This window comes from Rohdeia mirabilis (genome assembly GCA_007750655.1).
Lineage (GTDB): Bacteria > Planctomycetota > UBA1135 > UBA1135.
Genome location: CP036290.1, coordinates 335,514 through 348,783, shown reverse-complemented (window position 1 = coordinate 348,783; position 13,270 = coordinate 335,514). Strand labels below are relative to the sequence as shown.

Here is a 13,270-nt window from a genome sequence, read left to right as displayed (position 1 = left end):
CCCCTTCACGCGCCCGTCGCTCGGGCCGCCGCCATGCTCCGTCCCAAGCCTTCCCTCGCCTCCACTGCCCTCCTCGTCGCCCTCGGCCTCGGAGCCTGCAACGACAACCGCGGCGCGAACGGCCCGGTGATCCGCGTCGGCTTCTCGACCGCGACCAGCGCCACCGCCGACGAGTCCGCCGCGAACCACCAGGTCTCCGTGACGCTCTCGGTCTCGGGCGGCGGCACGCTGTCGGCGCCCCTCACGGTCGACGTGGCGAGCAGCGACGGCGGCGCGCTCGCGGGCACGGACTACACCGCGGTCGCCACCACCGTCACGTTCACCGCGGGCGCCGTGGACGGTGCGGTGCAACTGGTGAACGTGCCGGTGCTCGCGGACCTGCTCGTGGAAGGCGACGAGGACCTGACGCTGACGCTCTCGAACCCGTCGGGCGGCGGACTCGGAGCGCAGTCCACCCACAGCGTCGACGTGACGGACGACGAGACGGCCAGCGTGTCCTTCGCCGCGGCTTCGAGCGCGACCACCGACGAGAGCAGCGGCACCTTCGGCGTCGACGTCGAACTCACGACCTCGGTCGGCGCGACGCTGGCAGAGGACTTCACCATCGACGTGGCGCGCACGGGGGGCAGCGCGACCGACGCGACCGACTTCACCTTCACCACCGCGAACCTGACGTTCGTGGCGGGCTCCGGCGACGGCGCGACGCTGACGGCCGACATCGCCGTGATCGACGACGCGGACTCCGAGGGCGACGAGACCGTCGTGCTCGAGCTCGCGAACCCCAGCGCTGCGGCGTTCGTGGGCGCGACCACCACGCACACCGCCACGATCACCGAGGACGAGCCGGCACTCGAGACCGCGGGCGCCGCCGTCTTCAGCGACGTGGACGGCGACGGCGCGATCTCGGCCGGCGACACGCTGACTGTGCCGATGACGATCGACGCGGTCGTGAACGCCACCTCCGCGGCCGCCTTCGACCTGTTCGTCAGCGGCGACGCGTTCGGCACCGGAGCGACGATCGCGGCCGGTCCCGGCAGCGCCGAGGTCACAGTCACGCTCGGCACCGGCGCGACCCTGCGCGCGCGGGGCGGGTACTCGGGCTCGAACGCGAGCGCGAACTCCCCCAGCGGCCTCGACGTGGCCTCCGCGCTCGTCGCCGACGCTCTCGAAGCGGCGGGCGGTTGGGACGCGCGAACTTCGGCCGCGCGCGACGTCGTGGCGGGCTTCCGCGATTCGGGCCAGACGCTCGGAACCTCGGACAGTCGCGACGTGGACCTCGGCGACGTGGACGGTGACGGCGACCTCGACGCGGTCTTCGCGAACAGCGGCGCCGGTAACCGCGTGTGGCTGAACGACGGCGCGGGCACGCTCACCGACTCGGGCCAGAGCCTGGGTTCGTCCGACTCGCGCGGCGCGGCGCTGGGCGACGTGGACGGCGACGGCGACCTCGATCTCGTCGTCGCGAACTACGCCCAGGCCAACCGCGTCTGGACGAACGACGGCGCGGGCGTCTTCACCGATTCCGGTCAGACGCTCGGCACCGCGAACTCCACCGACGCCGAGCTCGCCGACATCGACTCGGACGGCGACCTCGACCTCGTGGTCCCCAACTTCGCGCAGGGCAACACGGTCTGGACGAACGACGGCGCCGGCGTCTTCACCGACTCGGGCCAGTCGCTCGGCAGCGACGAGACCACCTGCCTCTCGCTCGCGGACACCGACCTCGACGGCGACATCGACGCGGTGTTCGGCAACTACGGCCAGGTCGCGCGCGTCTGGCTCAACGACGGCCTCGGCTTCTTCACGAACTCCGGTCAGTCGCTGAGCGGTCTGTCGCGCGACATCGTGACCGGCGACATCGACGGCGACGGCGACCCCGACGTGGTGCGCGGCCGCGACGGCGCGAACACCGTCTGGGTGAACGACGGAACGGGCACCTACAGCTTCCCCGGCCAGACGCTCGGCGTGGACTCGACTCTCGGCCTCGTGCTCGTCGACCTCGACGGCGACGGTGATCCGGACCTCGCGACCGCGGAGGACGGAGCGCCCAACCGCGTGCTGTGGAACGACGGCACCGGCACGTTCGTCGACAGCGGTTTCGAGTTCGGCTCGGACGACTCGGGCGCGATCGCGGCCGGCGACCTGGACGGCGACGGCGACCTGGACCTCGTCGTCGCGAACGAGGGCACGGCGAACCTCGTCCACCTGAACTCGCTCTCGGGCGTGTGGGGCTCGGCTTCCCTGATCGACACCGGCCAGACCTTGAGCTCGGGAGCGTCGAACGACGGCGAGCTCGCCGACGTGGACGGCGACGGCGATCTCGACCTGGTCGTGGTCGCGAACGGCGCGAACACCCTGTGGACCAACGACGGCAGCGGCGTCTTCACCGACGCGGGACTGTCGCTCGGTACGGCCAACTCGACGGCGGCGGCGATCGGCGACGTGGACGGCGACGGCGATCTCGACATCGCGGTCGCGAACCTGTCGCAACCGAACGCCGTCTGGAAGGGCGACGGATCCGGTGGCTTCACCGACTCGGGCCTGAGTCTCGGTTCGGCCGCTTCGAACGGCATCGACATGGGCGACGTGGACGGCGACGGCGATCTCGACCTCGTCGTCGCGAACGGCTCGAACCAACCGGACACGGTCTGGTTCAACAACGGCGGCGGCGTCTTCACCGACTCGGGCCAGACGCTCGGCGCCACGACCAGCACCGATGCGAAGCTCGGCGACGTGGACCGCGACGGCGACCTCGACCTGGTGATCGCGGTGACCGGCGGCGGCTGCACCGTCTGGACCAACGACGGCTCGGGCGTGTTCTCCGACTCCGGTCAGAGCCTGGGCGCGACGGACTCGGTCCGCGTCGCCCTGGCCGACCTCGACCGCGACGGAGCGCTCGACATCGTCGAGACCACGAGCGGATCGGTGGGCGCGCGCGTGTGGCTCAACGACGGGCTCGGCATCTTCACGGACACGGGCCAGACGCTCGGGACCGGTGACCAGACCGGCGTCGGTGTCGCGGACATGGACGCCGACGGCGATCTCGACCTCGTGATCGGAGCGGACGCGTCGGCCACGACCCTGTGGCTCAACGACGGCGCCGCGGCGTTCACCGATTCCGGCATCGCGCTCAACGCGACGTCGGCGACCAGCGCCGTGCTGATCGCCGACCTGGACCGCGACGGCGACCGCGAGCTCGTCGGACTGAACGCGGGCGGCGCGGACTTCGTCTGTCGCAACGAGTAGCGGAGCCAGCGCCAAGACGGGAGCTCCTCACCCAGCGCGTTCCACTCGGGTCGCGCCCGGCGACCCCGCGCGGACACCCGTTCGAGCGGCGCGACGATCATCGGCCCCGACGGGGCGGGGGCCCGGGCCGACCTCGTCCAGTCCCCCGCCAGCCGCCGGCCACCCCAACGGACCCGCGTCCTCGAGCGCCGTCCCAGACGGGCCGCGGTCGACCCGGCGCTCGAACGCAGCACCCGCCGCTTCCGCAGCGCCGATCCGGTCCATGCCCCCGAGCGCGCACGCCCGCGCGTCGGGACCGGCCCCTACGCGCACACCCTGGACGCCCCTGCCCATTTCGGGGACACCCTGTCGCGCCGCCGGGACCCTCGCGCGGCGGCTGCGGACCCTCGGACGGGAGTCGCCAAATGCGAAGCAGCGCAGGCTTCGAGGCCAGGACCGGCGGATCGGCCACTTTCGGTGATCGGGAACGCGGGGGTGGGCGCCGACGGGCCGCGAAACTGATGGGGGGCCCCGTGCAACAAGCAGGCCCGTTCTGACTAGTCTTCTGTCGACGCGTTCTGCGCTTCGATCGTTCGGCCATCGGCCGACCGCGACGCGTCCTCATGCCGCGCGCCACGCGGGACGGCCCTGCCAGCTGCTCCCCGTCCGGCGCGCTCGACCTCGAGACCCTCGGATCCCGTGCGCCGCCACACCTTCGTCTTCACCCTCGTTTCGCTCTTCGTTCTGTCGACCCTTGCAGCGTGCGGCGGTGGCTCACCCTCCGAGCCCGTGTTCAAGGTCACGTTCGTCAGCCCGTCGAGCGCCACGACCAACGAGGCAGCGACGTTCCATTCCGTCTCGGTGCGCCTCGAAGGCCCCGACGGTGAGGCGCTCCAGGCGCCGGTCGACTTCATGGTGACGAGCTCCGACGTCAGCGCGGTCGCGGGCGTCGACTACACGGCGGTCTCCTACCCCGTGTCCTTCTCCTTCGGGGCGTCCGACGAATCGATCCGCACCTTCGGCGTGCCGATCCTGTCCGACGGATCGATCGAGGGTCCGGAGACCTTCGACCTGACGATCTCGAACGTCACCGGCGGCCAACTGGGTGAGCGCGTCACCCACCGCGTCACGATCACGGACGACGACGAGGCGCGCGTGGGCTTCCAGGTCACCGCGAGCAGCGCGCCGGACGAAGGCGTCGGGCTCTTCCCCGTCGTCGTTTCCCTGTCCACCACCGCCGGAACGACCCTGCTGGCCGACACGAGCGTCGACGTGATCCGCACCGGCGGCACGGCGACCGCGGGCTCCGACTTCAACTTCACGCCGACGACGGTGACCTTCCCGGCCGGATCGGGCAACGGAGCGTCCATGTCGGTGGACGTCGAGATCATCGACGACGCCGACGCGGAGAGCGACGAGACCGTCATCCTCGAACTCACGAACGTGGTCGGGCCTGCGCCGCTCAACACCAAGACCACCCACACGCTCACGATCACCGACGACGAACTGGGACTGCGGTTCGACGGCGAAGCGGCCTTCAACGACGTCGACGGCAGTGGCACGCTCTCGAGCGGTGACACGGTCGTGGTGCCGTTGACCTCGACCCCTGTGGTGAACGACCCCTCTCCGTCGGGCATCGACCTGTTCGTGGCCGGCGACACGTTCGGCTCCGGCGCCACGCTCTCGGCCGGTCCGGGCACCAACGACCTGACGATCACGCTCGGCACGGGCGCCACGCTGGTCGCCCGCGGTGACTACGCCGGAACGTCGGTGACCCCGGGCTCGCCCTCGGGCCTCGACTTCTCGTCGACCCTGCCCGCCGACGCGATCGAAGCGACGGACGGACAGGACGCCGGTCCGTCGGGCGCGCGCGACCTCACGGCCGGCTTCACGGACTCCGGTCAGTCGATCGGAGTGGCGGACTGCCGCGCCGTGGCGCTGGGCGACATGGACGGCGACGGCGACATCGACGCCGTCTTCGCGAACTTCGGCACCCCCGACCGGATGTGGCTCAACGACGGCACGGGTGTTCTGACGAACTCGGCCCAGGCCCTGGGAACGTCTGCTTCGCGCGGTGTGGCGCTCGGCGACGTGGACGGGGACGGCGACCTCGACATGGTGGTGGCGAACTTCGGCGAGCCGAACACGGTCTGGCGCAACAACGGCACCGGGACGCTCACCGACTCGGGGCAGGCGCTCGGAACGGCGGCCTCGAACGGAGTGGCGCTCAGTGACGTCGACATCGACGGCGACCTCGACCTCGTGTTCGCCAACGAAGGCCAGCCGAACACCATCTGGATCAACGACGGAAACGGAGTCTTCGCCGACTCCGGTCAGATGCTCGGCAACGCCGACAGCACCTGCGTCGCCGTGATCGATCGCGACTTCGACGGCGACGACGACCTCGTCTTCGGCAACAACGTCGCTTCGTCGCGCCTGTGGGTCAACGACGGCAGCGGCACGTTCTCGGACTCCGGGCAAGCGCTCCCCACCGGCACGCAAGCCATTGCGCTCGGCGACCTGGATCGCGACGGCGACGTGGACATCGTGCTCGGCCGGAACGGCACGAACTCGGTGCTGATCAACAGCGGAACGGGATCGTTCACCGCCATCGGCCAGACGATCGGATCGGCCCTGACCCTGGGCGTGGCCGTGGCCGACACCGACGGTGACGGCGACCTCGACATCCTGACCGCCGACTCGGGTGGCGCGAACAGCGTCTGGCGCAACGACGGCGCCGCCTCCTTCACGGACTCCAGTATCGCGCTGGGATCCCTGGACTCGAGCGGCATCGCGGTGGCCGACATGGACGCCGACGGCGACCCCGACCTGGTCGTCTCCAACCTGAGCGGGGGCAACCGCGTCTACCTCAGCTCGCTGACGGGCGTCTGGGGCACGGCGACCTTGGTCGACACCGTCATGCCGTTCAGCGCCGGCGCCGCTCTGCGGGGCGCGCTCGCGGACGTGAACGAGGACGGCAGCCTCGACGTCTTCGTCGCGGTGGACAACGGTCCGGACAACCTGTTCGTCAACGACGGGGCAGGCGTCTTCACCGATGCCATGCTCGGCCTCACCAGCACGTTCTCGATCGGACTCAACATGGCCGACATGAACCGCGACGGACACATCGATGCCGTCGTGGGCAACTTCTTCCAGCCGAACAGGGTCTGGCTCGGCGACGGCAACGGCGCCTTCGCCTCGACGGCCCAGGAGTCGTCGCCGCAGCCCTTCGCCTCTGCCACGACGTCGGCCGTCGACGTCGCCGACGTGAACGGTGACGGCTACCTCGACATCGCCTTCGGCAACTTTGTCGGGGTCAACGAGATCTGGATCAACGACGGCTCGGCGATCTTCACCAAGCTGCCCGCCGCTCCGGTCGCCGGTTCGCCCACGGACCTGGAGTTCGGTGACTTCAATCGCGATGGGACCCAGGACCTGGCGATCGCGCGCGATGGTGCATCCGTCGTCTGGTTCAACAATGGTGCGGGCGTCTTCAGCGACTCGGGGCAAGCGCTCGGAGCCCAGAGCACGCGCGACCTCGAGTCCGCGGACCTGGATCGCGACGGTGACCTGGACCTGGTGGAAGTCACCGCCACCGGAACGCAGATCTGGCGCAACGACGGTTCCGGCATCTTCACGGCGTTCGGAGCGACGCTCGGAACGAACTTCCAGAACAACGTCTCGATCGGTGATTTCGACGCGGACGGCGACCTCGACCTGGCCATCTCGAACGACGGAGCTCCCGCGTCCGTGTGGCTCAACGACGGCAGCGCGACCTTCTCCAACTCGGGCCTCGCGCTCGGTCCGTCGGCCACCGAGTACCGCGTCTACTTCGGCGACGTGGACGGGGACGGCGACCTGGACCTGGTCTCGGTCGGCAACGGCACCGACAGCCTCGTCTTCGAGAACCTCTGAGCAGCTGACCGGAGGGAGCCACCGAGCGGGACCACCGAGCGGTGGCTCCAAGACGGTGGCTTTGAAACGGTGACTCCGGTGAACAGCGGGCGGGCGCGGCCACATCGGCCGCGCCCGCCCGCTGCATTCTGAAAGCTCCGATCGGGGGCGCCGTGCCCGACGCGCTCAGCGACGCAGGCGCGCGACCACGGCCGCTTCCGCCTCGGCCGAGGGCCAGCCGCGGGCTCGCGCCCGTCGCTCGTCGGACTGCTCGAGCCACCAGGCGTGCGTGTCGCGCACGGTGTCCGCGAGCGAACGGTAGGTCAGGCCCGCCGCGATCGCGTGGCTCGCGCCCGCGAGGTGGTCGCCGCGCGATCGGTCGAACATCGGGGTCGGGTACTCGAGTTCGTCGAGCAGTCCGGCACTGGGCCACAGCAGCTCGGTCGGCGCCGCGCAGAAGGCCCGCAATCCCTGCATGGCTTCGGCGTTGGTCACGGGCGATGCGGGGCCGACGGCGTTGAACGCTCCGGGCGTGCCGTTCTCGGCCAGGTGGACGAGGAACGGGCACAGATCGCGCACGTCGATCCACTGCACCCGGCGCTGGGGGTAGGCCGGACAGACCACGTCGCCACCGCGCATCAGACGCTCGATCCAGTAGGTGAAGCGATCGGTCGTGTCGCCCGGACCGACGATGTACGTGGGGCGCACGATGGTGGCGCGCTCGCCGAGGATGCGCTGCACGATGCGATCGCACTCGGCCTTGAGCGGACCGTAGGTCTCCCAGGTCACGTTCTCGACCTCCGGCGCGGGCGCGGCGAGCAGCGGCCCGTCTCGATCGACGTTCGGGGCGGCGTCGAAGTCGTAGACCGCGACGGTCGACGTGTAGACGTAGCGTCCACAGCGATCCTTCAGGAGCTCCACCGAATCGCGCACGTGGCGCGGCACGTAGCCCGAGTTGTCGATCACCACGTCCCAGCGCCGCTCGCCCGCGAGGGAGGTGAGGCCGGTTCCCTTCCGAACGTCGCGGTCGCCGGTGAGCTCTTCCACGCGGTCGCCGTAGAGACCTGGATCGTTGCCGCGGTTGAACATGGTGATGCGGTGGCCGCGCGCGAGGGCGTACTCGATCTGGTGCGGGCCGATGAAGCCCGTGCCGCCGAGGACGAGAATCGTGAGCGGCACCGCGGCCGGCGCCACCAACGGTGCTGCGGACATCTCCTGCGAGACCGAGGAGCGCGACGAAGCGGCGGTACCGAGCGGCGAACCGGCCAGGAGGGCGGCCGTGGTGCCAAGTGCCGTGCGACCGAGGAAATGACGACGAGAGGTCATGGAGCGATCCGAGTTCGGGGTGTGAAAGGTCGACCCACGACCGGCGACCTGCGCCGGAGCGGGCATCGCAGTCTAGGTCTGCGGCGGGAAGAGGGGGCGCAGGCGCTAGGGTGTCGAGCGTGACGTCCTGCATCGCCTTCGACATCGAGCTCGCCGACATCATCGACCTCGCTCCCGGCGAGGACCTGAACGGTCGCGGCCCGTTCCGCATCGCGTGCGCCGCCGCCTACGACGGGAACGCGGTCACGCACTGGTACGGCCGCGACGCGGCGGGCGAGCCGGACGCGCACATGGCGCCCGCCGACGTGCACGCGGCGCTGATGCACCTGCGGAGCGAACAAGAAGCCGGCGCGCGCCTCGTGGCCTGGAACGGCCTGGCGTTCGACCTGCGCTGGATGGGCGTCGCCGCGCAGGATCTCGGCCTCGCGCGGCACATCGCGCTCGACCTCTACGACCCGATGTTCCAGCTCTTCGTCGAGCGCGGCTTCCCCGTCGCGCTCGCGAAAGTCGCCCGTGGCTTCCACATCACCGAGGGCAAGTCGATGGACGGAGCCGCCGCGCCGCACGAGTGGCAGGCGGGCAATCGACAGTCGGTGCTCGACTACGTGGCGCAGGACTGCCGCTTGACCGAGCAGGTGTTCGGACACATCGAGCGGACCGGCGAACTGCGCTGGATCTCAGCGCGCGGCGAGCCGAAGTCCCACGCCATGCCCGCGCTCCACCCTGTGTGCGAACTGCTCGATCGCCCGCTGCCGGACACGTCGTGGATGACGGATCCGTGGCCGCGCTCGAAGTTCACGGGTTGGCTCGACGCGAGCGCCTGAGACGCGCCCGGACCTCCTCGAGTACGCCCGCGCTACTCGAGCAGGTCCTTCTCCGTCGACTCGGCAAGTTCCTTCGCCACCTGTCCGTCGATGTCGCTCTCGGGCGAGACGTCGATCGAGTCGCCGCGCGGTGCCGGTCCGACCTTCGGTGCCACGGGCGACCGCGCAGGCGTGACCGACGCCGGCGTCGCGCCCGAGTCGGACGAGTCGACGCTGGACTCCACGGGGAGCGCCGACCGAAGCCGCAGCGCGTACTCGGGCGGCGGCATCTCGATACCGGCGGCGTCGAACGCTTCCTTGACCAGGCGATTGGCCTCGGAAGCGACCTTGGAGTAGCTCGACGCCTGCTGATCGACCCATCCGTAGAACTCGAGCTGGACCGACGAGTCGCCCAGCGTCGCGACGATCGCCGACGGGTCCGGGTCGTCGATCACGCCCTTCATGCCGAGCAGGGTCTCGATGCCGACGCGCTGGGCCTGTTCGAGGTCCACGGTCGTCCCCACCCCCACCGATACCGTGAAGCGACGCAGCGGGTTGCGCGTGAAGTTGAGGACCTTGCCGTTGAAGATCATCGCGTTCGGCAGCCGCACGTGGTTGCCTTCCACGTCCATCAGCGTGGTCTCGCTGGCGGTCATGCGCAGGATCGTGCCGACCTGACCGTCGATGTCGACCACGTCGCGCGCGCGGAACGGCTGACGCACCGCCAACAGCACGCCGGCGAGGTAGTTCTCCACGATGTTGCGGAACGCGAAGCCGAGCGCGATGCCCAACACTCCCGCCGCACCGAGGATCGTCCCGATCACACCGCCCGCGTCGACGAACCGGAGCGCGGCGACCACACCCAGCACCACGACGACGAAGTACACCGTCTGACGCAGGAGCAGCTGTAGCAGGGCGCGACTGCTCGCGGGTCGGTACAGGAGGTCGACGTCGCGCAACACCCGCGCGAGCAGCCAGAACAGCACAACGATCGCCAACGCCGCGAGGTAGAGCGGGAGCGCCACGACGACCTCGCGCAGTTGAACGACCACGGAGCGCCAGGAGTCTCCGAGGCGCACGCTCAGAGCCCGCTCGATCGCGACGTCGTCGATCACCATCAGGACGCCGTCGAGCTGTTCGAGCGTCGCGCGAGCCTGGTCGACCACGTCGCTCGACGGCGCGGTCCCGGAGAGCACGACGATCCCCGCCTCGACCGTCACGTGCAGCGCATCGAAGTCGTCGACCGCCGCCAGGATCGCGGCCGCGCGCGCGCCGAGCTTGGCCTCCTCGCTGCGGATCTCGGTGGTCTCGGCCTCGCTGGCGGCGCGATCGGCCTCGGCTTCGGCTTGAACTTCGGCAGCGTCGCCGACGGCGCCGTCCTGCGGATCGATCGGCGACGCCGCACGAACCGACTCCGATTCGTCGACGGTCCCGCCGTCCTTGTGCACCTCCTCCCCGAGCCCCGACTCCTGCGCTGCACCAGCGCTCCCGACCCACGCGGCGCCACAGGCGATCGAGACCAGGAGGAACGTCGCCACCACGAGCGCTCCCCTTCCGCCGAACCGCGTACATGTCGTCGTGTCGCGCATGCGCCGAGCATGGCCGGGCGTCGCCGTTCATCCCCCGCGACTCGGAGCGGACGCTCACCACGGACGGGCAGCACCTCCGCGCTACGATCAGGGCGTGTCCGAACTCGACCCTCCGCGACCGCGCGCCCCCGTCACGCCGTGGAAGCTCGCGCTGCTCGTCGTCAGCTGCGTCGCCGTGTTGGCCGCGCTGGTCGTCGCGCAGCTCACCTTCGTGGATCGACATCGGCTCGAGCCGCGCCCCGACGGCGTCGTCCTGATCGTCGAGGTCCCCGAGTCGCGACCGCTGTCCGCGTACCACGTGGCGCCGGCGCCTTCCGGCACGTCGTTCGTCGCGACGCTGCCCTCGAACGACCTCACGCGCGCGAACGAGGTGTTCACGATCGACTACCCGAGCGGGAACGTGCGACGCGGTTCGGCGCCTGGAGGATCCGCTCCGCCGCGCGACGCGAACCGGCCTCTCGACCTCGACGGGGACGGAGTCGCGGACGTGATCCTGGCCGGCGCGTCGAGCGGCCTCGAGTACGGCCTGGTCCGCGTCATCTCGGGCGCGGACGGAAGCGTCCTGTTCGAGGATCGCGACCTGCTCGAGTACGAGCGGGACGATCGCGCCTTCTCGCTCGGCGACCTGGACGGCGACGGCTTCGGGGAGTTGGCGCTCGTCTACCCCCGACTCGCGCGGGTGTACGACGCGGAGCACGTCCTCGACGCTCTCTTCGAGACGCACGGCTGGATCGCCGTGGTGTCGGGCTCGCGTCTGTTCGGGAACGCGGGCGGACCGAATCGCTGACACGGAGCGTCGCGCACGGCCCGCCGAGCCGGCCCGAGTCCTGACACCGATCGTCCTCGTGGTGTGGTGCGCTCCGTCGAGCCGCTGCGGCGCTCCGCACGGGACCCGATGCGTGGCGCACCGGCGACTCGCCCCTCTCGACGGGTACCGGGCCGTAGGTCTCGGGGGCCTGACGCAGCAGCGCACTCGCGCGGGCGCGGCTGCCGGCACGCAGGAAGTCCGCGCCCCGAGCGTGTGGCTCACACGGCTAGCGCGGGTCGTAGGTGAACAGGTCGCCGTGGCGGTCGCTGGCGCTCGCGGCCGCGTTCCAGGCCCGCAGCACCTTGTTCATGGTGTTCGGCGTGAGTCGCCGACCCTTCATCGCGCGCGTGACCATGCGGTGCGTCAGCTGCTCGGTCGACGCCTCCACGAGGTGCGCGGGACGCAGCCCGCGCTCGGCCATCTTGCGGGCGAGCGGCTGCTCACCGAGGTCGCGCGACAGGTCGTGGGCTCCCGTCGCGTCCGGCGTCGTCTCTTCCGTGGTCATCGCGAGAGGATCGCACGCCGGAGGCGACCGGGTATCGTCGGATTCGGGCGATCGAGGCGGCGGCGGGTCGCGATCCCGTGCACCGAGCTGCGTCCTGACCCGCGCCACCGACTCTGCGCCACCGACTCTGCGCCACCGACCCTGCGAATCCGACCCCGCGCATCCGACTCGCCAGCCCGCCGGCTCCGGGTCCGCCCGCCGCTGCGGCGCACCGGATCGACCCGCTGGGATGGAGCGAGTTCGCCGACCGAGCGCGCCCCACCGCACAATGCTCGGCCGACCACCCCCGGCTCCCCATGCACGAATCCGTCGACGCCAGGCCCTCGCGGCTGTTCCTCGTCCTGGGCGCGTTCTTCGTCACGAACGCGCTCCTGGCCGAGTTCGTCGGCGTGAAGCTGTTCTCGCTCGAACGCACCCTCGGCCTCGCGCCGGCGGCGATCCAGACGTTCATCGACGAGCCCCTGTCCTTCAACCTGACGGCGGGCGTGATCCTGTGGCCGGTCGTCTTCGTCCTGACCGACATCATCAACGAGTACTTCGGTCAGCGCGGGGTGCGGCGGCTGTCGTTCATCGCGGTCGGGATGATCGTCTACGCCTTCGCGATGGTGTTCCTCGCGATCCAGCTCGTGCCGGCGGATTTCTGGCTCGTGCGCGAGGTCGGCGACGGTCGCACGGTCGACATGCAGCTCGCCTTCGAGTCGATCTTCGGCCAGGGCCTGTGGATCATCGCCGGCTCGATCGTCGCGTTCCTCGTCGGCCAGTTCGTGGACGTGGTCGTCTTCCACTGGCTGAAGCGCCGCACGGGCGAGAAGTGGATCTGGGCGCGCGCGACCGGTTCGACGCTCGTGTCGCAACTGCTCGACAGCTTCGTCGTGCTGTGGATCGCGTTCGGTCTGAACCCGGCGACCGGTTGGGGCGTCGAGCGCATCGTCTCGATCGGCCTCGTCAACTACGCCTACAAGTTCACGATGGCGATCGCGCTGACACCGGTGATCTACCTGGTGCACGGCGCGATCGAGCGCTACCTCGGTCCGGAGACGGCCGAGCGCATGCGGCGTTCGGCGATGGGCGACGACGCGCCGATCTGAAGCCGTCCACTCACGCGCGTCTCACCGACACG

The 13,270-nt window shown here is 70.4% G+C and carries 8 protein-coding genes; 5 read left to right on the top strand and 3 right to left on the bottom strand.

Annotated elements, in window-relative coordinates; translation table 11 throughout:
* Positions 1-33: 33 nt before the first annotated feature.
* A complete protein-coding gene (locus tag Pla163_RS01270; protein WP_145182379.1) occupies positions 34-3,246 on the top strand; it encodes an FG-GAP-like repeat-containing protein in 3,213 nt (1,070 codons plus the stop codon).
* 678 nt (positions 3,247-3,924) lie between these two features.
* Positions 3,925-7,140 carry an FG-GAP-like repeat-containing protein gene (locus tag Pla163_RS01265; protein WP_145182377.1) on the top strand — a complete coding sequence of 1,072 codons (3,216 nt, stop codon included), beginning with the start codon at positions 3,925-3,927 and terminating at the stop codon, positions 7,138-7,140.
* Positions 7,141-7,305: 165 nt separating this feature from the next.
* Here the strand turns inward: Pla163_RS01265 and Pla163_RS01260 are convergent, their stop codons facing one another.
* Positions 7,306-8,445, bottom strand: coding sequence for an NAD-dependent epimerase/dehydratase family protein (locus Pla163_RS01260; RefSeq protein WP_419186184.1), 1,140 nt, complete (start codon positions 8,443-8,445; stop codon positions 7,306-7,308).
* 119 nt (positions 8,446-8,564) lie between these two features.
* On the opposite strand from Pla163_RS01260, the gene Pla163_RS01255 reads away from it, so the two are divergent.
* Positions 8,565-9,269, top strand: coding sequence for a 3'-5' exonuclease family protein (locus Pla163_RS01255; RefSeq protein ID WP_145182372.1), 705 nt, complete (start codon positions 8,565-8,567; stop codon positions 9,267-9,269).
* Between the two features lie 32 nt (positions 9,270-9,301).
* Here the strand turns inward: Pla163_RS01255 and Pla163_RS01250 are convergent, their stop codons facing one another.
* On the bottom strand, positions 9,302-10,837 hold the full coding sequence (locus Pla163_RS01250; RefSeq protein WP_145182369.1) for a mechanosensitive ion channel family protein: 1,536 nt from the start codon (positions 10,835-10,837) through the stop codon (positions 9,302-9,304).
* A gap of 94 nt (positions 10,838-10,931) precedes the next feature.
* Here Pla163_RS01250 and Pla163_RS01245 point away from each other — a divergent pair, with 94 nt between their 5' ends.
* Positions 10,932-11,624, top strand: coding sequence for an FG-GAP repeat domain-containing protein (locus Pla163_RS01245; RefSeq protein ID WP_145182366.1), 693 nt, complete (start codon positions 10,932-10,934; stop codon positions 11,622-11,624).
* A 247-nt stretch (positions 11,625-11,871) separates the two neighbouring features.
* On the opposite strand, the gene Pla163_RS01240 is transcribed toward Pla163_RS01245, so the two are convergent.
* Positions 11,872-12,150 (bottom strand): hypothetical protein, encoded by a 279-nt coding sequence (locus Pla163_RS01240; protein WP_145182363.1) that lies wholly within the window; start codon positions 12,148-12,150, stop codon positions 11,872-11,874.
* Positions 12,151-12,446: 296 nt separating this feature from the next.
* Between Pla163_RS01240 and Pla163_RS01235 the strand changes: the two genes are divergently transcribed.
* Positions 12,447-13,238, top strand: coding sequence for a queuosine precursor transporter (locus tag Pla163_RS01235; protein ID WP_145182361.1), 792 nt, complete (start codon positions 12,447-12,449; stop codon positions 13,236-13,238).
* Positions 13,239-13,270 lie beyond the last annotated feature (32 nt).